18 protein-coding genes are annotated in these 23,891 nt (G+C 69.5%); 6 read left to right on the forward strand and 12 right to left on the reverse strand.

The window, feature by feature from the left end; genetic code table 11:
* Positions 1-40 precede the first annotated feature (40 nt).
* The 4 genes from D7Y04_RS07425 to D7Y04_RS07440 form a co-directional block, all read right to left on the reverse strand.
* Complete coding sequence (locus D7Y04_RS07425; protein ID WP_121758742.1) at positions 41-2,800, reverse strand: carboxypeptidase-like regulatory domain-containing protein; 2,760 nt, start codon at positions 2,798-2,800, stop codon at positions 41-43.
* Between the two features lie 31 nt (positions 2,801-2,831).
* On the reverse strand, positions 2,832-5,516 hold the full coding sequence (locus D7Y04_RS07430) for a carboxypeptidase-like regulatory domain-containing protein (protein ID WP_233601292.1): 2,685 nt from the start codon (positions 5,514-5,516) through the stop codon (positions 2,832-2,834).
* An 87-nt stretch (positions 5,517-5,603) separates the two neighbouring features.
* Positions 5,604-5,990: a hypothetical protein gene (locus D7Y04_RS07435; RefSeq protein ID WP_121758744.1), complete on the reverse strand. Its 387-nt coding sequence runs from the start codon at positions 5,988-5,990 to the stop codon at positions 5,604-5,606.
* On the reverse strand, positions 5,987-6,859 hold the full coding sequence (locus tag D7Y04_RS07440; RefSeq protein ID WP_121758745.1) for a TIGR02587 family membrane protein: 873 nt from the start codon (positions 6,857-6,859) through the stop codon (positions 5,987-5,989). Before D7Y04_RS07440 ends, D7Y04_RS07435 begins: the two co-directional genes overlap by 4 nt.
* Positions 6,860-6,979: 120 nt before the next feature.
* Here D7Y04_RS07440 and purU point away from each other — a divergent pair, with 120 nt between their 5' ends.
* Entirely contained in the window at positions 6,980-7,843 is an 864-nt protein-coding gene (gene purU / locus D7Y04_RS07445) for a formyltetrahydrofolate deformylase (protein WP_120578292.1), read from the forward strand.
* A 1-nt stretch (position 7,844) separates the two neighbouring features.
* Here purU and D7Y04_RS07450 read toward each other — a convergent pair whose 3' ends face one another.
* Genes D7Y04_RS07450 through D7Y04_RS07465 form a run of 4 tightly spaced genes read right to left on the reverse strand, consistent with a single transcriptional unit; the run spans position 7,845 to position 11,546 of the window.
* On the reverse strand, positions 7,845-9,032 hold the full coding sequence (locus D7Y04_RS07450; protein WP_121758746.1) for a hypothetical protein: 1,188 nt from the start codon (positions 9,030-9,032) through the stop codon (positions 7,845-7,847).
* Positions 9,029-9,829 (reverse strand): tol-pal system YbgF family protein, encoded by an 801-nt coding sequence (locus D7Y04_RS07455; RefSeq protein WP_121758747.1) that lies wholly within the window; start codon positions 9,827-9,829, stop codon positions 9,029-9,031. The genes D7Y04_RS07450 and D7Y04_RS07455 overlap by 4 nt, the downstream gene beginning before the upstream one ends.
* Entirely contained in the window at positions 9,826-10,416 is a 591-nt protein-coding gene (locus tag D7Y04_RS07460; RefSeq protein WP_171808034.1) for an RNA polymerase sigma factor, read from the reverse strand. The genes D7Y04_RS07455 and D7Y04_RS07460 overlap by 4 nt, the downstream gene beginning before the upstream one ends.
* A gap of 44 nt (positions 10,417-10,460) precedes the next feature.
* Positions 10,461-11,546: a hypothetical protein gene (locus D7Y04_RS07465; RefSeq protein ID WP_121758748.1), complete on the reverse strand. Its 1,086-nt coding sequence runs from the start codon at positions 11,544-11,546 to the stop codon at positions 10,461-10,463.
* Positions 11,547-11,775: 229 nt separating this feature from the next.
* Here D7Y04_RS07465 and D7Y04_RS07470 point away from each other — a divergent pair, with 229 nt between their 5' ends.
* Complete coding sequence (locus D7Y04_RS07470) at positions 11,776-13,038, forward strand: MFS transporter (RefSeq protein WP_121759308.1); 1,263 nt, start codon at positions 11,776-11,778, stop codon at positions 13,036-13,038.
* Between the two features lie 4 nt (positions 13,039-13,042).
* Here D7Y04_RS07470 and D7Y04_RS07475 read toward each other — a convergent pair whose 3' ends face one another.
* Complete coding sequence (locus D7Y04_RS07475) at positions 13,043-14,110, reverse strand: PQQ-binding-like beta-propeller repeat protein (protein WP_233601293.1); 1,068 nt, start codon at positions 14,108-14,110, stop codon at positions 13,043-13,045.
* Positions 14,111-14,193: 83 nt separating this feature from the next.
* Between D7Y04_RS07475 and add the strand changes: the two genes are divergently transcribed.
* On the forward strand, positions 14,194-15,357 hold the full coding sequence (gene add / locus D7Y04_RS07480) for an adenosine deaminase (protein WP_121758750.1): 1,164 nt from the start codon (positions 14,194-14,196) through the stop codon (positions 15,355-15,357).
* A gap of 10 nt (positions 15,358-15,367) precedes the next feature.
* Entirely contained in the window at positions 15,368-15,856 is a 489-nt protein-coding gene (locus D7Y04_RS07485; RefSeq protein WP_120599998.1) for a hypothetical protein, read from the forward strand.
* A 55-nt stretch (positions 15,857-15,911) separates the two neighbouring features.
* Here D7Y04_RS07485 and glgC read toward each other — a convergent pair whose 3' ends face one another.
* The gene (gene glgC, locus D7Y04_RS07490; RefSeq protein WP_120580254.1) at positions 15,912-17,141 is read right to left on the reverse strand and encodes a glucose-1-phosphate adenylyltransferase; all 1,230 of its coding nucleotides are present in this window, start codon (positions 17,139-17,141) and stop codon (positions 15,912-15,914) included.
* A 207-nt stretch (positions 17,142-17,348) separates the two neighbouring features.
* Between glgC and D7Y04_RS07495 the strand changes: the two genes are divergently transcribed.
* Complete coding sequence (locus tag D7Y04_RS07495; protein ID WP_120599999.1) at positions 17,349-18,230, forward strand: GGDEF domain-containing protein; 882 nt, start codon at positions 17,349-17,351, stop codon at positions 18,228-18,230.
* A 5-nt stretch (positions 18,231-18,235) separates the two neighbouring features.
* Positions 18,236-18,412, forward strand: coding sequence for a hypothetical protein (locus tag D7Y04_RS07500; protein ID WP_233601294.1), 177 nt, complete (start codon positions 18,236-18,238; stop codon positions 18,410-18,412).
* A gap of 27 nt (positions 18,413-18,439) precedes the next feature.
* On the opposite strand, the gene D7Y04_RS07505 is transcribed toward D7Y04_RS07500, so the two are convergent.
* Entirely contained in the window at positions 18,440-19,468 is a 1,029-nt protein-coding gene (locus D7Y04_RS07505) for an NAD-dependent epimerase/dehydratase family protein (protein WP_121758751.1), read from the reverse strand.
* On the reverse strand, positions 19,465-23,874 hold the full coding sequence (locus D7Y04_RS07510) for an AMP-binding protein (RefSeq protein WP_121758752.1): 4,410 nt from the start codon (positions 23,872-23,874) through the stop codon (positions 19,465-19,467). The genes D7Y04_RS07505 and D7Y04_RS07510 overlap by 4 nt, the downstream gene beginning before the upstream one ends.
* Positions 23,875-23,891: the final 17 nt, after the last annotated feature.

Below are 23,891 nucleotides of genomic sequence, written 5' to 3' on the forward strand. Positions count from 1 at the left end.
CTCCCGAAGTGCGTAGGTGCAGGATAGCCGCTCGCCCGGCTCAGTGGTTCGGGTTGGGCACCCGCACCGTGACGGTCTCCTGCCGTGCATCCAGGAGCACATCCGTGGTGGGCTCGTCTGGCCTCAGGCTGACCGACATGGCGATGGGCTTGAAGGGCAGCCCCTCCACGTCGGCGCCACCTTCCGCGTCGAGGTTCCCGTAGAACGAGGAGGGATACATCCCTGAGCACCTGCGGTCATCGCACTCGCTCCGGCCAATGAAGGCGCGGGCACCCACCAAGGGGGCATGCGTCGCCGCGTCCACGAGGATGAAGCGCGTTTTGCGGCTTCGACGCATCACCAGTGTTCCCAGGTCGATATCCTTGCCGGGACTCACGACAAACTCCCGCTCGAGCTCGAAGAAGCCCTTCGCGCCTACGGTGACCTGCCCAGGGCCATCCTTCAGCAAGGGCAACTCGAAGGCGCCGTCAGGTGCAGGCACCCGGTGGCGCCCTTCCCAGACCTCACTGGACAGGGGCATTCCGTCTTCGTTCACGACCTGTCCGCGCAACCGGGGGCGTTCCTGCAGGACCAGTTGGACGTCTTCCGCTCCCGCCCTGACCACCAGCGCGGCCGGCCCGGGTGTTCCGCCCCGGGAGCGGGAGGGAACGAAGGCATGGCCCTCCTTCCAGGCGACGAGTTGATGGGCCGGGTCCACCAGGTGCTTGAGGACGAAGTGACCTCCCGGCCCGGAGAGAACACCCTGCTCGCTATCGGCGTCACAGCTCAGGGAACGGGTCCGCCACTCGGGAACATCGTCCAGGGAGAGACAGGCCTGGACCCGGACGCCGGCCAACGGCTGTCCGTTGGTATCGACCGTCAGCCCCTTCACCGTGCGACCTTCCTCGATGCGAAGCGACAGGGTCACTTGCGAGTGCGCATCCAGAACGAAGGGCTCTGTCACGGAGCGCTCGATGCCAGGGGTCTGGAGACGGGCCTCCAGGACGTAGGGTCCTGCCTTCAGCCCTGCAGCGGAGAAGGCGCCTTCGCTGTTCACCCGGAGGGAGCGGGGGTCTGGGGCCCCACTCCAGGTCGTGCCTTCGTTGCCGTCCACAAGGAAGGGGCGGGAGTCTTCGTCTCCACTCAGCGCCGTGGGGTACCAGAGCCGGACCTCCGCGTGGGGCAGGGGAGCCCCCGTCGCGTCCACGACCCTCCCGGACACGGAAGCACCTCGGCTGAGGACCACGCGGACTCCCGTTGATGGGAACTCCACGGGTTGCTCCATGGAGCAGAAAGCCTCGGAGTCGATGAAGAGGTGGCCTGAGCCCTCTTGCGCTGTGTCGAGGACGAAGTGGCCGGCGTCATCCGACAGGGCCTCCGTTTCATCGATGAAGTCCCGGTCCCGGGTGCCCACAGGGCCCTTGGCGAGCCGCAACCGGATGCCTGGAAGAGGGGTTCCTTCGGTGTCGACGACCCAGCCTTCGACTGACACCGTTCGCTGGAGCGTGAAGTCCCACGGTCCCGCATGCGGCGTGCGGAGGTCGATCTCCTCTGTCCGGTCGCTGTAGCGAGCATGCAGCAACCGGAGGTTCATGGCGGTCTGGCGCAGGGGCCCCAGCCTGTAATGGCCCGCTGCATCGGAGCGCGCATCTGGGGAGGGTTCAACTTCCGGCGGAAGGCTTCCTCCCTGCAGAAGCACACCCTCCAGGGGCCTGCCCCGCTCATCCCTGACCGTGCCCTCCATGAAGGTCACGGGCTCCATCCGGATCACGACCTTCGCTGGAGCACTCGCCGGGGCGTCGCCGATGGCGGTCTCATTCCGGGCCCAGACCCAGACGGTGTGCGGAGCCCCAGCGACGTCCTCGAAAACGAAGCGTCCCTGCGCATCACTTCGCGTGGACCAGGCGTCATCCGAGACGCCCGTGAAGAATGCCTGGACGGTGATGCCGCTCGCGGGCCGTCCCTCTGGCGTGAGCACCAGGCCCTCGAGCCGCGCCTGCTTCTGCAATTCCAAGGTGACGTCCACGTCGATATCGAACCAGACGTCATTGTGGAATGCGGTCGTCCGCCATCCCTGCGCGCTGCCGACCCTCAGGTATCGGCCTGGGGGCACGGGCCCGATGCGGAAGCGTCCCTGGGCATTCGTGAGCGTGTCGAAGAAGCGGGACTGAGCCGCCTGGACCGCCGTCACCCTCGCACCGGGAATGGGAGCCCGCGTGTCTTCATCCACCACCGTACCGGAGAGGAAGATGCCCGCCTCCAGCGTCAGCGCCACGTCCGTGCTTCCCGCTGGCACCTCCGGCTGCATCGCCGTGCCCCTGTCGCCCAGGGCCCAGAGGGTGAAGACGCCGGCGGGCAGTCCATCCATGATGAAGGTGCCATCGTTCGCCGTCACCGTCTGCGCGACCACGGGGGCTTCGCCCTCGCGAGCTTCCACGCGCCGCGCGAGCTCGAATCCCCGTTCATGGAAGCAGCATTTCGTCAGCCACGTCTTCCCGGCACAGGAACGCTCACGGGACGGAGGTTCCGACGGGCAGGCGAGTTGCGACAGGGTGTCCGCATCCACACGGGACGCGGACACCTGCACGCCCGCGACGGGCCCGCGCGCATCACGCACGACGCCGGTGATGCGGAGCCCCTCCCTCGAGGAGGCCATGGCGAAGGAGCCCGTGTTGGAGCCCGCGAAGAAGCGCGGGCTGTCGGAGGAGCTTCGGCCCGATTGGAGCGAAGCGCTCTCGTCCGAGCGCAGGAAGAAGGCCAGGAGCAGCACCGCGACGATGCCCGCGGAGAAGAACGCTGCCCGGCGATGTCCCCTCTTCATGCGCTTGTCTCCCGGGTGTGAAGGCACCGGCTCAGTGGCCCGGAGCCGGTAGCGTCACCGTGACGACTTCCTGCCGCGCATCCACGGTGCCTTCGCGGAAGGGCAGACCCGGCTCCGTCATGATCTTGAAGTGGAGGGGGGAGATGGGCAGGTCCTCGAACTCGATGGCGCCCGCCAGGTCGAGGTTCCAGCGAGAGGAGCGCGGGCTGGCGACCTCATAGGGCGAGACATCCAGGCCAGGGTTCAGCTCAATGGAGACGCGTGCTCCCGCCAGGGGCGCGCGGGTCGCTTCATCGAGGATGACGAACCGGACCTTCCGGCCCCGGAGCAGCTTCACGGTCCCCAGGTCGATGTCCTGGCCAGGGCTCCCTTGGATGTACCGATTGAGGCCCACGAAGCCCTTCGCGCTGACGGTCACGTTCCAGGTCTCCCGGTCCTCCGCCAGGGGGAGGGCGAAACGGCCATCCGGGCGGTACTCCTCCACCTGGAGCTCGTGGGCCGGACCCGGGGAGGCAATGCCGGTGATGCCCTCCTCGAGCCATACCGTGCTGGGGAGGGGCGCGCCGTCCGGATCCACGACCCGTGCCCTCAACAGGGGAGCGGGCTCCATGACCAGCCGGACGTCGTCGGCTCCCACCGGAACGCGCAGGGAGAGCGGGCCCGGCGTCCCGCCCCGGGAGCGGCTGGGATTGAGGCGCAGGCCTTCTTTCATGGCGACGAGCTGGGACACCGGCGCTGTCAGGTGCCCGAGGGTGAAGCGGCCGTCCGGGCCGGACCGCACACTGTCATCCGCCGTGGGGACGCAACTCAGCTCAGGCGTCCGTCCCGCGAAAGAGTCCTCTTGCGAGAGACAGGCCTGGACCCGGACCCCTGGGAGGGGCTGACCGGCGGCATCCGTCGTCATCCCGTGAAGCGTCCGGCCCTCATCGAATCGCAAGGACACCTCGGCGTGGTCCCGTTCCTTCAGGTCGAGGGTCCGGGAAACCCATTGCACGGAGCCTGGCGTGCGATGCCAGGCCTCCAGCACGTAGCGGCCCGCCTTCAGTCCGCTCAGCGAGAAGGCCCCATTTCTATCCGTGGAGAGGAAGTCAGGTCGCGGACGACTGTCCGGAGACGCTGAATCCCAGAGACCGATTCTCACCTCGGGCAGGAGGTGGCCCGTCGCATCCGTGACCGAGCCGGACACGGACGCTCCTCGGTCCACCACCACGCGGACCCCCGTCGAGGGCACCTGAACGGGGATCGTCAGGGGCATGAAGCCCCGGGCTTCGACGAGGAGGTCCTTCCTGCCCGCTTCAATCGCACCCGCGACGAAGCGTCCCGCCTCGTCGGACACTCCTAACGCATCCTCGAAAGTCATTGCCGCGGAGGTGAACCCACCGGAAGCGTGAGCCGTTCCCAGCGCCACGTACACGCCGGGGACAGGCTTGCCTTCGGTGTCGACCAGGATGCCCTCGACCGACAGGCCGCGCGTGAGGGTGAAGTCCCACGGGCCGGTCCGTGCTCCACCCAGGAGCAGTTGCTCGTGTCGAAGGCGGTAGTGGTCACCTTTCAGTGAGAGCTCGACGGAGGTGTCGATCAGCGGGCCCAACCGGTAGTGACCGGCTCCGTCGGTGCGGGTCTCCGGTGGAAGATCCCCTCCCACGCCACCCGAGTGAGCTCGCACGCGCACACCGCTCAGGGGCTGCCCCCGTTCGTTCTTCACGGTGCCCTCGATGAACGTGCTGGGCCTCATCCGGATGACGGCGCTTCGGGGCAGGGTCACCCAGCTGTCGCCATACGCAGTCTGGCCGTCGCTCCAGGCCCAGACCATGAACTCCGTGGCGGGGATGCCGTCGAAGGCGAACCGGCCCTGGACATCGCTTCGGGTCGTCACCGTCTGGCCAAACTCCGCGTTGGGCCGCAGGTGGACGGTCAGTCCGCTCGCGGGGCGTCCCTCTTGCGTGAGCACCACGCCCTCGAGCCGGTGTTTCCGCTGGAGCCCGAGCGTGACCTCCACCTCCGCGTTCAGCCAGACGTCGCCGCGGACGGCCTCGGGGACCCAACCCTTCGCACCCGCGACCTTCAGGTAGCGCCCCGGCGGCAGGGGCCCGATGTGAAAACGTCCCCGCGCGTCCGCGAGCACGAGGAAGAAGCGGGACGAGGCCTCGTGCACCATCGTCACCCAGGCTCCGGGAATGGGCGTTCGCGCGTCTTCCTCCACCACCGTGCCGGAGAGGAAGGAGCCCTTCTCCAGCGAGAGGGCCACACCCTCGCTGCCGGCAAGCACCTCCGGCCGCACCGACGCGCCCGTGTCGCCCAGCGCCCAGAGGGTGAAGGCGCCTGGCGGCAGGCCCTCGAGCACGAAGGTGCCATCCGCCGCCGTCACCGTCCGCGCGAACAGGGGCGCTTCCCCCGCGCTGGACTCCACGAGGCGCGCGGTGGAGTCCGCCAGCTCCAGGAAGCAATGCTCGAGCGGTGTTTGCAGCGGGCGGGCGCGATCCGGGGAGGGACACGGACGCTCCGACAAGCTGTCGGCGTCCACGCGCGTCGCGGACAGCTCCACTCCCGCGACAGGACCTCGTGCGTCGCGCACCACACCGGTGATGCGCAGCGTGCCCACCGGAGGGGATGGAATGGGCCGCGTGGAGTGCGTCCCCGCGCGGGGCGTGCTGGCGTCGAGGCGGAGCCCGCTCGAAGCGTCACCGCCGGGGCTCCGCGTGCCTTTTACGGACACACAGGCCCCGCTCATCCCGAAGAGAAGCGCGACTGCCCACCACCACGTCTTCCTGGCGTGCATGTTCCGCCAGGATAGCAGCGGGTGTCAGGGCGCGGCGAAGCCCACCGCGTGTGCCTCCACGCCCGCGGGAGCCGGGTCCTCGCGGAAGGCGACCCAGGCCTCGCGCTGGGAGTGGCGTGGCACGTACGCCAGCACGAACTCCGCCTCCTCCTTCGGCTCGCGGCCGCCTCTCAGCGACACGCGTACGTGGACCTCCTCCGCCGCCGTGTCGCCGTGGTTCGTCACCGTGACGGGCACCCGCCACTCCTGGGCTCGCTCACTGGCCATCGGCGCGCCCACCTGCACGGTCAGGTCCGGCGGGCCGCTGCCCGTCGTCCATGCGTCCACCGCCAGGTAGCCCATGACCATCGCCACGAGCACGCAGCTCGCGATGAAGACGACGCCCTCCAGCCAGTTCCAATTCGTCTTCATGATTGGATGAGCAACCTCCCCGCCGAAGCCCCCAGCGTCGACGCCAGCCCCAGCACCACCACCTGCGCCACGCAGATGCTCAGGCCGTTGCCGTTGAACCGGCCGAAGAACCACAGCACCAAGGTGCTCGACAGCAGCGCGACCGCGTAGGTGACGAACGTGCCCGCCAGCACGTCCCGGCGCAGGCGGCGGCGCGTGAAGCGGTGCGCGCGGGTGAAGTCGCTCTGGAAGAGGATGAGCCCTCCCAGCAGCAGCGACAGCACGGCGAGCCCCAGCAGGCACCAGGGCTGTGTCTCCACGGCGATCATCACGATCTCCTCCGTGGGCGCCACGTTGGCCGCGAACAACATCGCGCCGCAGAACGCGATGACCAGCTGGCCGGGGACGTGATCCGCGGACTCCAGCCGTTTCTTGTCCTCTTCGTCGGCCTCTTCCCGGTGCTGGCCGCCCAGCTGCGCGGTGCCCACCGACACGCCGATGGCCACCGTGCCGGCCTCCACCACCACCATGCCCACCGCTTCCTGGAGTGACGTGCCCTGTCCGATGCGGCCAATGAGCACGAGCACCACCAGCGACACGAGCAGCCCCAGCCCCAACTCCTCCAGCGAGTCGGTGAAGACGTCGAACCAGCACACGTCCCGGCGGAAGCCGCCGTAGCGGTTGTATCCGAGCAGCAGCACGTACGTGGCCAGCAGGTAGCCCAGCACGCTGGCCGGATGGGACGTGAAGCCCGCCCACCACACCTCCATCGTGTAGAGCAGCGGCAGGCTGAAGAGCAGGCCGCCCGCGATGCCCCGGCCGTATTCACGCAGGGAGTCCGACACCGGTCTGCGGCGGCGGGCTGCGTCGGCTGGGAGACTGTCGGCCATCTCAGACCAGAGTCTAGGTTCGCTTCCTGGAGAGGGAAGTGCCCCTCGCATGACACCGGACACTCCCCGCCGTGCCTGGGGACGAGCCGTCAACCCGCGGGGCTATAATCGCCGCCGTCCATGACCGAGCGTCCCGCCCAATACATCCTCACGCTGTCGTGCCCGGATCAGCGCGGCATCGTCCACGCTGTCTCCGGCTGGCTCGCCGAGCACGGCTGCAACATCCTCGACAGCGCCCAGTACGGCGACCCGCAGACGCGGCTGTTCTTCATGCGCGTGCACTTCGCGGATGAAGAGGGGAAGGCGCAGCCCGCAGCGCTGCGCGAGGCCTTCGGGGCGCTCGCGGGGCGCTTCTCCATGGAGTGGCACCTGCACGACGCGGCGGAAAAGCCCCGCGTGCTGCTGATGGTCTCGAAGATTGGCCACTGCCTGAACGACCTGCTGTATCGCTACCGCAGCGGCATCCTGCCGGTGGAGATTCCGGCCATCGTCTCCAACCACCGGGACTTCTACCAACTGGCCGCGTCCCACGACATTCCGTTCCACCACCTGCCGGTGACGCCGGAGAACAAGGAACGGCAGGAGTCGCGCCTGCTGGAGTTGGTGCGTGAGCAGCGCGTGGACCTGGTGGTGCTCGCCCGGTACATGCAGATCCTCTCCGCGGAGACGTGTGATGCGCTGCGCGGGCGGCTCATCAACATCCACCACTCGTTCCTGCCCAGCTTCAAGGGAGCGCGGCCGTACCAGCAGGCCTACGACCGGGGCGTGAAGCTGATTGGCGCCACGGCCCACTTCGTCACGGGCGACCTGGACGAGGGACCCATCATCGAACAGGACGTGGAGCGCGTGGACCACACGCTGTCGCCCGAGGCGCTGACGGCGATGGGGCGCGACGTGGAGAGCGTGGTGCTGGGCCGCGCGGTGACGTGGTTCGTGCAGCACCGCATCCTGCTCAACGGCCACAAGACCGTCGTGTTCCGCTGAATCAGCCGGCGGGGCACGCGGCGCCCGCGCCGAGCACGTCCGCGTCGTGGTGCACCTGCACCGCGCCGGACGCCTCCAGGTGGCGCACGAAGAGCGAGCCGAAGACCTCCGCGTTGCCGCTCAGGTTGAGCTGGGCCTGGGGCGCGTAGAGGTTGCCCGCGAGTGTGCTGCCCGCGGAGATGTCCAACGCCTGCGAGCCCGCCACGTAGACGCGCACCCGCGAGGGCAGGGCGGCGGACCCCAGCGTGAGGTCGCCGGACACGATGAAGCCTCCCGCGAGGAAGAGGTCCAATTCGCCGGGAGGCTGCACGTCCACGGTGAGCGCTTCCTTCAGGTCCACGCCACTGGGGATGAACAGCGCGGTGCGGCCCCGGATGCGCAGCGTGGCGCGGCCCGGCCCCGCGATGCGCGTCAGCAGGAAGCGGCCACAGGGCAGCTCCAGCACGCGCTCGCCGGTGACGTCCGTCAGCGACGCCGGGTCCAGGCCGATGGCCGCGTTGTCGTTGTCCACGGTGTGGTGGGCGATGAGCGCGGCCGGGTCGAAGCGGGAACCCTCGTCGCAGTCACAGGGGATGACCGAGGGCACGGGCTCACGGCGCAACTCCGACGCCTGGGCAGAGCCAGGGGAGAACTCTGGAGGGATGGTGAGCACGCCGCCCACGGTGAGCGCGGCGAGCCCCACGTCCCCATTCACCCGTGCGTCACCAGTCACGGTGGCTGAAGTGCCTGGGCCGGAGAGGGGGCCATTGCTGTCCAGACCGCCGCCCACTGTGAGCGGGCTGCTCAGCTGGACGCCGCCCACCTGGAGCAAGCCACCCACCGTGACGCGGTCGTTCGCGGACAGGACTCCGTTCACTCCCACGTCGCCGCCCGTGCCACCGGGGGCGTAGGGCCCCGCGGAGCTTCGGAACGCATCCACGGTGAAGGGGGCACTGAGGGACAGCCCCTCGCAGGAACACGCCGCGCGGCGGAACAGCGTCTGCGCCAGCTGGCCGCTGCACACCTGAGGCCCCGACGCGGGATTGCCCAGCAGGAGCGGAGGTCCGCTGTTCGCACAGTGCGCTGCCCATTCATCCGGAACGTCGGTCCCCGCGTCGGGCGAACGCAGCGTGGCCACCGGATCATCCACCGTGCACGCGGCGCTCAGCAGCGCGGTCCAGGCCATGAACCCCGCGATGTGGAGCCTCATTGCGGCGACAGCTCCCGGATCCGCGCGCGTGACGCCGCGCTCAGCGGCGAGTCCGGATGCAGCGAGAGGAACTCACCCAGCGCTCGGGCCTCCGCCGCCGTGTCGCCCAGTGCGCGGTGGGCTTCCGCGACGCCGTGGCGCGCCTCCGGATCCAACATGCCACCGGGTTGCAGTCGCACCGCGTCCTGGTACTGGCGCAGGGCACCTCGCGCGTCACCCAGGTGCTCCAGCCGCAGCGACCCCGACGCCACACGCGCGACGTACGCCGCCAGCGACGACGGCTCCGCGCGGATGACGCGCAGGTACAGCCCTTCCGCTTCCTTCCAACTCCCCGCCGAACGGAACGCGTTGGCCTGCCGCAGCAGGTCCTCCGGTTTCGACGACTCCTTCACGGTGATGCTTGGACGCAGCGGCCGGGGATGCTCGATGACGAAGGGCTCGGGCGGCGCGGGCGGGGGTAGGGGCACCGGCTCCAGCGTGGCCATCCGCGTCGGCTCCGGCACGGCTGGCGTCAGCACCTGCGGGTGCGGCTGCGCGGGCCGCGCATAGCGCCACACGGCGGCGGCCGCGGCTCCGGTGAAGACGAGCGCTGCGCCCGCCATCAACCACACGGGAGGCCGCCTGCGCCTTCGCGGAGGCTCCGGCGCTTGCTGGAGCGCCGCGTCCAACGCCGCCTGGACCAGCGCGCTCGAACGCTGCCGGGACAGCCGCCGCGCGGGCCCACTGCCGTTGTCCAGGGGCCGCAGCAGGTCGTCCAGCGGCTCACCGTCACCGTCGTCGGGGGGGCGGGGACTCATGACGACTCCCCCTCGGGTGCCTCGCCATCCGAGGCCAGCGCGCGCAGGGCGGTGCGTCCCAGGCGCAGGCGGCTGCGCACGGTCTCGAAGGGGACGCCCAGCTCTGTCGAAATCTCCTGCACGCTCAATTCCAGGACGTGGTGCAGCACCAGCGCGTGCCGCTGCTCCGTCGACAACCTGTCCAGTAACGTCACCAGGTGACGGCGGTGCAGATATTCGTCCGCCGGCGCTTCGTCGGACGGCACCGCCAACAACTCCACCGGGTCCCCACTGTAGCGGGCCTCGCGGCTGCGTGAACGCTTGAGCCACGCGAACGTGGTGCGCACCACCACCCGGTCCACCCAGCCGTGGAAACGCCCGTCGCCGCGATAGGTGGGCAGGCCCCGCACCAGCGCGATGAGCGACTCCTGGGCGATGTCCTCCACGTCCATGTCCCCCCGCACCAGGTATCGCACCAGGTTGCGCACGCGCGGCAGCAGCTCCAGGAGCAGGGACTCGGTCGCGTCTCGCTGTCCCCGCATGGCCGCCGTCAGCCGGGCGTCCTCGCCACGGGGCGCGACGGTCGCATGTGAGCCCGAGCTCCTCATGCCCCCCAAGGAGAAGGGACGCCGCGAATTCGGGTCATCGGTGCTCACGGAAAAATCACCATCCCCACGCCCAGTCGGGGACGCACGGACGCACCGTCCTCCCGGAGCACGAAATCGCCGTCCACCGCGTACCCCAGCCGTGGGCGTCCCAGGAGCACCTCTCCCGACAGCGATGCCTCCAACGCGAGCGCCGGCCCCAGCCGCCACGCCACCCGCACCGCCGGCCCCACGACGAAGGCCACCACCCTGCGAGAGGGCGCCGGCTCCACCTCCGCGGCCCGCGCCTCCGTGTGCCGCCAGAAGCCCGCGACACCCGCCCCCAGCCCCACCGTGCCCTCCCACGCCCCCGCCTTCACGAAGGGCACGTCCGCCCACGCCAGCGCGGCGCCCTGCGTGAGGCGGATGTCCGCGTACGCGTCCTGAAGGTGCACTGGCAGCGCCGCCAGCACCTGCGCGCGAAGGCGCAGCACGCGGCCCGCCCATCCAGCGCCCACCGACAGGCCCTGCTGTCCCCAGGGGTGATAGCCGTCCAGCGCCGCGTGCACGCCCACCTGGACGAAGGCCCCGTCGGCCGGAGCCACTGGAGCCTCGGCCACCGGAACCGGCGCGGCAGGGGGCGGAGGAGGCACGGCCACCACGGGAGGCGGGGGAGGGGGCGCGACCACTTCCCCCAGCGGTTCACCCGCGTCCACCGCGCGCAGCGCCGAGCGCACCGCCAACGCCAGGGCCTCCGCGCCCACGGACCACGTCAGCGTCTCCGGCGCACCCTCCACCCGCGCGCTCCGCACGAACAGGTGTCCCGTGCGCGGAGCCGCCACTGACACCCTCAGCTCCGCCCCGTCGCGCGTGAACCACAACACCGCGCGAGCGTCCTTCAGTGAAGCCAGCCGTTCCGCCTCCCGCCACGCACCGCCGGGGCTCGAGTCCATGGACGGCCCTGCTTCCACCTCCAGCACCACCGGCAGGTCGCTGCTCTGCCCGCGCACCCGCTCCAGCAGTGCGCGGTCCTCGGTGGACGCCACGCGCACGACCGCCCGCCACGGCCCGGCCGCCCACGCGGGGCTCCACAGGCCCAGCACCAGGGCCAGCACCACCACGCGCTGCCTCGCCACGGCCTCCAACACGGACATGCAGTAAAACCTACCTTCCCGGAAATTCTTCGGGAAGCACCTCACCGTGTGGATTGCGTGTCACGCCCTGGTGGGGACGGCGGGAGGGCGGAGGCCACCCGCGCCCGTCCTCCCGGACCCGCCGGGCGGGCAGGCGCGGTGGTGGATGTCTGTGTTTGGCGAAGTGGCAGGCGCTGGAGGCGCGGAGTCGTCCTTCCCGCCCGAGCCAGAAGCGGTAGGGTTGCGCGCCATGAACCGTCTCCGGGAACTGCGCTCGGTCCTGAACCTCACCGTCCTCGTGGCGGGGCTCGGCTACTTCGTGGACCTCTTCGACATCACGCTCTTCGGCGTGGTGCGCGTCGCGTCGCTGAAGGACCTGGGCCTCACGGACCCTTCCGACATCTTCCAGAAGGGGCTGTTCATCTACAACGCGCAGATGGCGGGGATGATGGTGGGCGGCCTCTTCTGGGGCCTGCTCGGGGACAAGCGGGGCCGGCTGTCCGTGATGTTCGGCTCCATCCTCCTGTACTCGGTGGCCAACCTGCTCAACCCCTTCGTCTGGGACGTGAACAGCTACGCCGCGTGCCGCTTCCTCGGAGGCCTGGGGCTCGCGGGCGAGCTGGGCGCGGCCATCACCCTGGTCGCCGAGTCCCTGCCCAAGGAGAAGCGCGGCCTGGGCACCACCGTCGTCGCCACGCTGGGCATGCTGGGCATCGTCGTCGCGGCGCTCGTCGGGCAGCACCTGCCCTGGAAGGCGGCCTACGTGACGGGCGGCGTGCTGGGCCTGCTGCTCCTCTTCGCGCGCTTCAAGGTGTCCGAGTCCGCCCTCTTCACCCAGAAGGCCGGCCCCGCGAAGGGGAACCCGCTCCTGCTCATCACGGGCGGACGCTTCTCCAAGTATCTGGGCTGCATCCTCGTGGGCGTGCCCATCTACTTCACCACCGGCATCCTCTTCGTCTTCGCTCCGGAGCTGACGGCGGGCCTCAACGTGCAGGGCACGGTGACCGCCGGCGACGCCATCCTCTTCGGCAGCGTGGGCCTGACGCTGGGAGACCTGATGTCCGGCCTGCTGAGCCAGTGGCTCCAGAGCCGCAAGCGCGCCGTGGGCTTCAGCCTGTGCGTCTGGTTCGCGCTGGTGCTCGTGTACGGGCTCATGCCGGGCCTCACCCCGACGCTCATCTACGCGCTGACCTTCCTCATTGGCCTGAGCGTGGGCTACTGGGCGGTGCTCATCACCATGGCGGCCGAGCAGTTCGGCACCAACATCCGCGCCACCGTGGCGACGTCCGTGCCCAACTTCGTGCGCGGCTCCGCGGTGATTGCCGCCACCGCCTTCGGTCAGCTCAAGGGCTCACTGGGCGTGGCGCATGCGGCGCTGGCCGTGGGCGCGGTGTGCTTCGTCCTGGCGCTCGTCGCCCTGGCGCGGCTGGCGGAGACCTTCCACCGCGACCTGGACTACGTGGAGTCTGTGAGCGACGCGAAAGTGGACGTCCCCACCCGCTCCGGCGCCTGAGTCCTCAGGCGGGCGGCACCCGCAGCCGCCACGCCAGCACGCGGCCGTCCAACCCCAGCACGAACACCAGCGGCCCGCGCACCACCGGCCGCGTGCGCAGCGGCGTGTCCGCCCGCATGGTGAACGCAGGCGTCCAGCCCGGCGCCTTGAGCGCGACCAGGTTCCCCTCGTGGCCGGACGTGGGTACCAGCAGCAGGTCCTCCAACCCCACCTGCACCCGGCCCACCAGCGGCGAGGGCAGCGCCACCCGCGCCACCTCCCGGCCCTCCGAGGTGGACAGCCCCACCAGCGACGACGGCCCCGCGCCCACCCACAGCGCACCCAGCGCCCGCGCGGGCGGCCCCGTCACCCCGTCCGAGAAGCGCTGCTCCCAGCGCGTGCTCCCGTTCTTCACCGACAGCGCCAGCACCCGGCCCGGCCGCGTGGCCACGAACACCGTGTCGCGCTCCGAATCCAGCCCCACCACGTCCGTCACCGGCAGCGACCAGCGCGGCACACCGCTCCGGGCGTCCAGCGCCCACAGCCCCGAGCCGAGCGGCACCACCAGCACGTCCGCCACCAGCACCGGCGCCGCCCGGAGCCCCGGGGCCACGGATAGCTGTGGCTCCAAGGATTCCGCCGACGCGGGCGCGGGGGCCTTGGGCGGCGGCTGCTTCCAGCGCTCCTGCCCGGAGTCCACCGCCAGGGCGCGCACCGCGCCATCGGGCGCCACCAGGTAGACGATGTGTCCCGCGTCGTCCACCACGGGCGGGGTCAGCACGGGCGGCTCGCCTCCCAGCCGCCAGCGCTCCTTGCCATCCTCGAGCGACAGGCAGGCCACCTCGCCCACCACCGTCCCCACGACGACGCTCTCGCCGGCCAGGGCGGGGGCCACCGCCACCTCGCGGCCCAGCCGGGCGGTCCACACCGGCCGGCCCTCGCGGTCCAGGCGCACCACCGTGCCCGCTTCGTTGCCCAGGAGCACCCCGTCCGAAAGGGCCGTGAGCCCCGTCCGCGAGGACGCATTGCTGGAGTACTGGAAGGCCGGTTCCGCTGGCGCCCGCTGGCACGCCATGACGGCCAGCGTCAACATCAGGCAGGTCAGCAGGGGCAGGCGTGGACAGGCGCGGGACGGCATGGTTTGGGGGAGGATGACGCAAGCGAGGAACTTCGACCATGCCCACGATTCGTGAAGACGAAACCCCCAACGCCACCGGCATCCCTTCATCCGCCCGGCGTACGGACATCATCCCGCCCCCCACGCTGGCGGTGACGGAGGAGCTGCTCCACGCGCTCCCCAAGACGGACCTGCACTGCCACCTGGACGGGTCCATGCGCCTCAAGACCATCCTGGAGCTGGCCGAGCAGCAGAAGATCAAGCTCATGGCCGACACCGAGGACGGCCTGGCCAAGGCCATCCACATGGGCCAGGTGTGCAAGAGCCTGGAGGAGTACCTCGTCGCGTTCGACGTGACGCTCTCCGTCCTCCAGACGGCCGAGTCCCTCTACCGCGCCGCCTACGAGCTGGCCGTGGACGCCGCCGCGGAGAACGTGCGCTGGCTGGAGGTGCGCTATTCGCCCGCGCTGCACCTGCAGAAGGGCCTGAAGATGACCACCGTCATCGACTCCGTGCTGGAGGGCCTGCGCGCCGCGAAGAAGGAGACGGGCATCAAGTGCGCCGTCATCGTCTGCGGCATCCGCCACATCAACCCGCAGACGTCCATGCGCCTGGCGGAGCTGTCCGTGGCGTACAAGAACCGCGGCGTCGTGGGCTTCGACCTGGCGGGCGCGGAGGCCAGCTTCCCCGCCAAGGACCACCTGGACGCCTTCCGCCTCATCCTCAAGAACAACGTCAACTGCACCGCCCACGCAGGTGAGGCCTACGGACCGGAGTCCATCTCCCAGGCCATCCACTCGCTGGGCGCGCACCGCATTGGCCACGGCACCCGGCTGCGCGAGGACGGGGACCTGCTCAACTACGTCAACGACCACCGCATCCCCATGGAGGTCTGCCCGTCCTCCAACGTCCAGACGGGCGCGGTGTCCTCGCTGGAGTCCCACCCGCTCAAGTTCTATTTCGACTACGGCCTGCGGGTGACCATCAACACGGACAACCGCCTCATCACCGACACCACGGTGACGAAGGAGCTGTGGCTGGCCCACCGCGAGCTGGGCCTGTCGCTGGAGGACCTCACCACCATCATCGTGTCCGGCTTCAAGAGCGCCTTCCTCCCGTTCCGGGAGAAGCAGGACATGCTGCGGCAGGTGAACCAGGAGATCGCCACCACCCTGGCCGCCTTCGAGAAGCGCCCCGTCGCGGCCATGCGCCAGCCGGCCTGAGCCCCCCGCCATGGACGAGACCCAAGGCCTTCCTCCGGCGCTGGACCTCGACGCCGCGCGCGCGAAGGCCGCCCAGGACCTCAAGCTGCCAGCCCTCATCATGATGGGGATGGGCGGACTGTGGTTGCTGTACTCGCTCTTCGGGCTCTACCGGACGCTGACCCCGGAGGGGCTCGAGGCCCTGCACCTGAGCGTCGACAAGGCCCTGGAGGTCTACCCGCCGGAGCTGCGGGCACAGGCGCGCGCCATCGTGGCGTCCTTCCTGAGCCCGACCTTCCTCGCCTTCAGCGCCCTGCCCGGAATCTGCCTCAACGGGCTGGTCGTCTTCGGCGCGTGGAAGATGAAGAACCTCCAGCTCTACGGGCTGGCCATGACGGTGGCCATCATCTGCTGCATCCCGTGCTGCGGCCCCATGTGGGGCCTGGGGCTCATCCCGGGCATCTGGTCGCTCGTCGTGCTCAACCGCCCGCAGGTGAAGGCGGCCTTCAGCTCGAAGTGAGCCAGGCGGGGCGCCCCGGGAGTGATTCCGGGAGCGCCCTGAAGCCTTGTGAATCTCAGGTGACCTTCATCCCCTTGGGGATGACGACGACGCCGCCGGACGTGACGTGGAAGCGGCGCTTGTCCTCCACCGGGTCGTAGCCAATGGTCATCCCGGGCGGAATCTCCACGTTCTTGTCGATGATGGCCCGCTTGATGCGGCAGCGGCGTCCGATGGTGACGTTCTCGAAGAGGATGGAGTCCTCCACCTCCGAATACGAGTTCACCCGCACCTTCGGCGACAGCACGGAGCGGTGCACGTGGCCGCCGGAGATGATGCAGCCCTCCGCCACCAGCGAGTCCGTGGCGGTGCCCACGCGCTTGTTCTCCCGGTCCGCGAAGACGAACTTCGCCGGCGGGTAGTTGTTGGGCTGCGTGTGGATGGGCCAGCGGTCGTTGTACAGGTTGAAGGTGGGGTCCACCTCCACCAGGTCCATGTTGGACTGGTAGTACACGTCGATGTTCCCCACGTCCCGCCAGTAGCCGCGCTCCTTGTCCTCCTGGCCGGCCACCGTGTTCTGGGCGAAGTCGTACACGTACACGGGCTCGTGCTTGTACAGCTGGCTGATGATGGACTTGCCGAAGTCGTGCGCGCTCTTCTCATCCGCCGCGTCGCGCACCACCTGCTTCACCAGCGTGTCCGTGGTGAAGAGGTAGTTGCCCATGGAGGCCAGGCACATCTTCGGGTTGCCCGGCATGGGCGGCGGGTTCTTGGGCTTCTCCAGGAACTGGAGCATCCGCCCGTCCGGCCCCACGTCGATGATGCCGAACTCGTGCCCCTGCTCGATGGGCACCGGGATCGCGGCCACCGTGCACGCGGCCTTCCGCTCGATGTGGAAGTCCAGCATCTTGCGCGTGTCCATCCGGTACACGTGGTCCGCGCCGAAGACGAAGATGTGGTCCGGCTCCTCGTCCGTGATGATGTTGAGGTTCTGGTAGATGGCGTCCGCGCTGCCCTTGTACCAGTCCACGCCGGTGCGCATCTGCGCGGGCACCGCCTCCACGTAGTGACCCAGGAACGCCGTCATGCGCCACGCGCGCGACAGGTGGTTGTTGAGCGAGTCGCTCTTGTACTGGGTCAGCACCTTCATCCGGTACACGCCGGAGTTGGCGAAGTTCGACAGGACGAAGTCGATGATGCGGTAGCGCCCACCGAACGGAACCGCGGGCTTCGCGCGCTCTCGGGTCAGGGGCTCCAGGCGCGTGCCAGCGCCTCCCGCAAGAATCATGGCCAGCAGCTTTGACATAGGTGCCGGCCACGTTAGCCCCCGGCCGCTGGCCCACAATGGCCGTGCGGCCGGTGCAAGCTTTTCCGTTGAGTGCCCAACCGGGAGGGGAGGATGGGCGGAAAGCGACCTCTCGGTTTCGCGGCATGTAGGAGGAGGGGCGCAACCCCGTGCGTCCTCTTGGCTTGCGTGGCTTCCCTGGACCTTGCGTGCTAGCGTGGCCAGGCGATGTCTGGCGACCAAACGCGAGTCACCAAGATCTCCAGCCTCACCCCGGGACCCGAGCGCGGCGCTGAGTGTTGCCTCGTGCAGATCCACGGCCCTGAGCTGGGCAAGAAGTACGTGCTGGAAGAGACCGAGTTCACCATCGGTCGCGACCAGCACAACCACATCGTGGTGGACCTGGACAACGTGTCCCGCCGCCACGCGCGCATCTGGGGCCGGCAGGGGAAGATGTTCGTGGAGGACCTCCAGTCCACCAACGGCACCTACCTCAACGACCGGGAAGTGCTCCAGGCGCAGCCGTTGCGCAGCGGGGACCTGGTGAAGGTGGGAGGCTCCATCTTCAAGTTCCTCGACGGCGACAACATCGAGACCCAGTACCACGAGACCATCTACACGCTGACCATCGCGGACGGTCTCACCGGCATCAACAACAAGCGCTACTTCCTGGAGTACCTGGAGCGGGAGATGGGCCGCTCGCACCGGTACCAGCGCACGCTGTCGATGTTCATGTTCGACATCGACCACTTCAAGCAGATCAACGACGTGCACGGTCACCTGGCCGGCGACTACGTGCTGCGGGAACTGGCGCAGTCCATCAAACGGCTGGTGCGCCGCGAGCAGTGCTTCGCGCGCTACGGCGGCGAGGAGTTCGCCGTGGTGATGCCGGAGGACGGGCCGGACAAGGCGCGCCTGTTCGCGGAGAAGATCCGCAAGCTGGTGGAGGACAAGCGCTTCGTCTTCGAGGACAAGGACATCCCCGTCACCATCTCCCTGGGCGTGGCGGAAGTCGCCTCGGAGATGTCGGAGCCGTCCCAGTTCATCAAGGTGGCGGACGCGAACCTCTACAAGGCCAAGAAGTCCGGCCGCAACCGCGTGGTGGGCTGAAGGCCATGGCGGACGAAGGCTCAGGCCCGTCCTTCCTGGCCCGGCTCATCCTCATCCTGTTGGGAGTGGCCTTCCTGGGCGCCGCCTGGGCGTGGCACCAGAAGGACACCGACCCGAACGCCGCCCGGCTCGTGGAGCGCGTGAGCGGCGGCCGGGTGCACGGCGGCGCGGCGAATCCGTAGGACCCGCCGCGCTTTCTTCCTGAAACGTCAGGTGCCTTCGCGCGACTCGGCCAGCCGGCCGCGGGTGCCGGGCAGGTTTCCGGGCGGCATCTTCCCGTAGATGTACTGGACGGTGTCGAGCAGCGTCTCTTGGACGTCGCGCGCCTTGAAGCCCAGCTCGCGCTCGGCCTTGGCGGGCTCCAGGTAGAAGAAGTGCTCGCCAATCTCGACCTCCTGCGGGTCGAGCTTGGACACGGTGCCGCGCAGCTTCGCGAACTGCTCCAGCAGCTTGCCGCCCCAGATGTTCACCTCGCGCGGCAGCTTCATGCGCGGGGCGGGCACGCCGGTGAGGCGCTGGAGCCGGTCGAAGAAGTCCGGCATGGCCATGTTCACGCCCATCAGGTGGCGGCCGTACACCTCGCCCCGGGTGAGCGCCTGCACGAAGGCGTCCGCCGCGTCGCGCGCATCCACGAAGGAGATGCCGCCGCCGGGCATGGCCGGAATCTCCCGGTTGAGGAACTTCACCACCGTCCAGGTGGAGGACAGGCGGTCATCCCCGGGCCCCATCAGCAGGCTGGGGTTGAGCACCACCAGCGGGACGGAGTGCTTGCGGCAGTACTCCAGCGCCAGCTTCTCTTCGTAGATCTTGGACAGGTAGTAGGGCCAGTTGGCGACGGTGGTGATGGGGTAGTCGTCGTCCTCCGTGCCCACGCGGTCGTCCTTCGACACCGCGATGGTGCCGGAGGTGGAGCCCAGGATGACGCGCTTGATGCCTGCTTCGCGCACGTCGCGCAGCAGCTCACGCGTGCAGTCCACGTGCAGCTCGTACATCCGCCGCGCGTCCTTGCTCTGGAAGGAGACGAGCCCCGCCAGGTGGTAGACGGCGTCCACGCCCTCCAGCGCGCGGCGCACGGCGTCCCGGTCCTTGAGGTCGCCCTGTTGCACTTCGGTCTTCGCGAACGCGGGGCCTGACGGCTTCGAGCGCGCGATGAGGCGCACGTCGTGGCCCGCGGCAACCAGCTTGGGCACCAGGTGCGTGCCCAGGAATCCCGTGCCTCCGGTGACGAGCAGCTTCACGCGTCCTTCCCTTCCGGCAGGGCCCGGGCGGGCGGGGTGAAGTCCCGGTCCGCGCCCACCTGCTCCAGGTCCAGCACCTTGCCCGCCCTCAGCGAGCGCACCGCTTCCTCCGCGATGTGCGTCACGTAGCGGTAGCCCTCCGAGCGCGCCATGCCCTGCGCCCGGGCCTTCAGCGACGCGTACTCCAGCGCCGGGCCCACGTGCACCTCCAGCTCCTTCGTCTTCGGGAACATGGAGCCCTTGGGCAGCGCTTCGTACGCGCCGTGGATGTACAGCGGCAGCACGTCCACCCCGTAGGTGAGCGACAGGTAGCCCAGCGTCGGCTTGAACTCCATCAGCTCGCCCGTCTTGGAGCGCGTGCCTTCCGGGAAGATGAGGACGTTGAAGCCCTGCCGCAGCGCCTCGCCGGCCACGCGCAGCGACTCGCGCAGCGAACCCTGCCGGTCGATGGGGATGAGGTTGGTGAAGTTCTCGAACCACGCGCGCTTGAGCGGCGTGTCGAAGAAGTAGTCGCGCGCGGCCAGCGACACCAGCCGCTCGCCCTGGCCGCCCAGCACCACGCGCACCAGGCCCGCGTCCAGGTGGCTGGCGTGGTTGGCGATGACGAGGAAGTTGCGGTTCTGCGGGATGAACGTCTTGCCCGTCACCTTCACGTCGAAGACGCCGCCGTAGAGCACCTTCTGCCCGAAGGACAAGAGCTGCCGGCCCAGCGCGGACACCGACTCAGGCACCGGAATCTCTGCTTCCTCCGCGCGCTCGGCTTCCTTCTTGATGTCGCGCGCCCGCGTCTCCTGCGAGGGCCGGCGTCCGGAGGCCACCACCAGCTTGCGCAGGTCCTCCACCGTCTGCACCTGCGTCAGGTCTTCAATGGCGGGCAGCGGCACGCCCGCGCCCTCCAGCGCCACGGACATCTCCGTGAGCATCAGCGAGTCGAAGCCCAGGTCGCCAATGAGCTGCGAGTCCGGCCGCACGTCCGACGCCGGGCGGTGGCAGACCTCCGCGATGAGCGGGAAGAGCCAGTCCGCGACGCCGCCCGTGGTGGGCGCCGCCTGCGCCTTCTCCTTCACGCGGCCCGCGCTGGCGGCCACGCGGTCCAGCCGCTGCAGCTCCTCCACCACGCGCTTGCGCTTCACCTTGCGGGTGGACGTGCGCGGAAGCTCGCCGTCCCAGAAGCGCAGCACCTTCACGCGCCGGTAGAAGGGCATGCCCGCGCTCACCTTGCGGAAGTGCTCCTCCAACTCGTGGCGGACCTCTTCCCGCGGGCGGTCCTTGAAGTCCGGCACGCACAGGCACGCCACCTTCTCGCCGCCGGCGTCATCCGGCAGGCCGACGATGGACATCTCCTTGATGTGCTCGTGCTCCTGGTACAGCTCCTCCAGCTCGTCCGGGTAGACGTTCTTGCCGTTGGCGTCGACGATGACGTCCTTGGCGCGGCCCATGAGGTACAGGCGGCCTTCGTCGTCCATGCGGCCCAGGTCGCCGGTGTGCAGCCAGCCTTCCTTCACCACGGCCTCGGTGGCCTCGCGGTCCCCGAAGTAGCCCGCCATCACGTTCGGGCCCTTGGCCAGCACCTCGCCAATGCCGTCGTTGTCCGGGTTCTGGATCTTGAACTCGATGCCCGGCAGCGCCTTGCCCACCGTGCCCTTGATGCGCTTGTTGGTGGCCTCGGACACCGCCAGCACCGGCGCGGCCTCCGTGAGGCCGTAGCCCTCGCGCATGGTGAAGCCCAGCTCGTGGAAGGCCTGGTGCACTTCTTCAGACAGCGCGGAGCCGCCGGACACCAGCACCTTCACCCGTCCGCCGAACTTGCGGTGCACCGGCCAGAACAGCAGCTTGCCCAGGTTGAGCGAGCTGCGGTTGCGCAGCTCCCCGTTGGCCGCCATCAGCGCCTTGAGCGCCTGCTCCACCAGCGGCGGGCGCGCGGCCATCTCCTGCGTAATCTTGCGGTGCAACAGCTGCCAGAGCGCGGGCACGCCAATCATCGCCGTCACGCGGCCCGTCTCGAAGACGTCGCCCAGCCGGTCCGACGTGAGCTCGTCGATGTACGTGATTTCCGCGCCGCGCATGAACGGCGTGAGGAAGCCGGCGGAGAACTCGAAGGTGTGGTGCAGGGGCAGCACGGACAGCACGCCGTCACCCACGCCCACGTCGAACGCGCCCGCCAGCTTCGCCACCAGCGCCGCGAAGTTGCGGTGGGTGAGCATCACGCCCTTGGGCGTGCCGGTGGTGCCGGAGGTGAAGATGACGCTCGCCACGTCGTCCGCGGCGGCGGACTTCCTCACCGGGCCAATGCGGTCCGGGAACGCCGGGTCGCCCGTCATGGCCTCCGCGAGGCTGGCCACGCCCACGCCCTCACCCAGCGCGGTGAAGAGGCCGGGGAAGTCCTCCGCGGTCTGCTCGGACACGAGGCACTGCTTCGCGGCCGCGCGCTTCGCGATGTTGACCACCTCTGCTTCGGTGAGCGCGGGGTCCACCGGCACGGCGGTGCCTCCGGCGCGCAGGATGCCGAAGTAGCTGATGGCCCACTCCGGCCGGTTCTCCGACACCAGCAGGACGCGGTCGCCGCGCTTGATGCCCTGGGCCATCAGGTAGCTGCCCACGCGGGCCGCGTAGCGGTGCACCTCGCCGAAGGTGAAGCGCTCTTCCTTCTCTCCCGCGGCCATGCGGAACGCCACCCGGTGGCGGTACGCGTGCACGGTGGCTTCGAAGAGCTCCAGCAGGTCGCGGTGCGCGGGGATGGCGGTGCGCTTCTCGCGCTCCTCGTCCAGGCCCGGGAACACCCACTTCTCCAGGCCGGGCAGGTGCGTGCCCAGGAAGTACTCGCGCCAGTCGATGCGGTCCGGCGCCCAGTCAATCTTCGCGCGGTCCGCCGGCACCATGCGCTCGTAGACGGAGCGCGTGTTGTCGCAGCGGAAGACGTAGCGGTTCTCCCAGAGGAAGGGGAGGAACAGTTCGATGAGGCCGCCGAGGCTGCCCGCCTGGGACTCCACCTCGTCCAGCGCGACGCGGGCCTTGTCCATCATCGCCTGCACGCGGGGCGCGCCCCACGCGGGCCGCACGTCTTCCATGGCCTTCTTCAGCAGCTTCGCGCCCTTCGCCAGCATGGGCGCGCTGAGCAGCTGGAACTCCTGCTTGCTCACGGGCTGCGGCTCGATGCGCGAGCGCAGCGAGTTGACCAGCGAGTTGCCCGTCTCACGGTTGCGGTAGTAGCGGCGGCGGTACAGACCCACCAGCTCCACGGAGCGGCTGGCGAGGAACGGGTTCACGTCACCGGAGGCCAGGTTGTAGACGCGGCGCTCCTCCACCTGCATCGCGTGCGCGGTGATGCCCAGCGTGGCGCCCGCCACCTGGTCCACCGGGATGATGTCCAGGATGGCGTGGTCGCCCGCGGGGATGCCGCGCTGGCCCTTGATGCCCGCGTACGCCAGCGGCGCGGACGTGGTGAAGCCTTCGTTCCAGCCGGGGAAGGGGAAGTGCGCCGCGCTCTCCACGATGGAGGGCCGCACGATGGAGTAGCGCAGCCCCGGCGTCCCCGCCATCACCTGTTCGCCCAGGTGCTTGGCGTACGTGTACGTGTTGGGCCAGCCCCAGTGCTGCGCGCGCTCCATGCCCGCGCGGACCAGCTCGCCGGACAGCCACAGCTTGCGCTCGCGGCCCACGGCCAGGCGCAGCGTCTTCTCGTCGGTGGCGTCGCGGCCCTCCTCCTCCAGGCGGTCCAGCGCCTTCTGCCGGAAGAGGGAGGTGAGCGCCTTGTCATCCGCCTGTTCGCGCAGGCGGGCCACGATTTTGTCCGCGTCCGCCAGCTCCTGCTCCAGGCTGAAGTCGCGCCCGTCCATCTCCCCCTGCTTGGGGAAGTAGTTCAGCACCTGCTCGTCCTCGAACACGAGCCCGCTGCGGTTGCCCACGACGAACGCGGTGGACATGTGGATGAGCGGCACGCTCCAGCGCAGCGCCAGCGCCACCGCGTTCTTCACGCCGTGGGTGTTGACGTTGAGGCCCACCTCCAGCGACGGATTGAAGGAGACGAGGCCCGCGCAGTTGACGATGGCGTGCACCTGTCCGGTGAGCGCGTCGACCTGCGCCTCCTCCAGGCCCACGAAGGGGTCGGTGATGTCGCCATCCAGGATGGTGCACTTCTTCTGGATGAACGCCATGGCGCCTTCGTCGCCCAGGCGGTCGCGCAGCGGCTGGAAGGGCTCGCTGGGCGCCACCTTGTCGAAGAAGCGGCGCTCCGCGGACGCGGCGCTGCCCTTGCGCACGATGACGTAGACCCGGTCCAGCACGTCGCCGTAGTGGGCCAGCAACATCGACAGCGTCACCTTGCCCACGAAGCCGGTGGTGCCGACGAAGACGATGCGCTTGCCGGTGAAGACCTCGGTGACGTTCAGCTCGGAGGGCGTGGCCATGTCCGTGTGCGACCCTT

The organism is Corallococcus sp. AB038B, from assembly GCF_003668955.1.
In the GTDB taxonomy this organism is placed as follows: Bacteria; Myxococcota; Myxococcia; order Myxococcales; family Myxococcaceae; genus Corallococcus; species Corallococcus exiguus.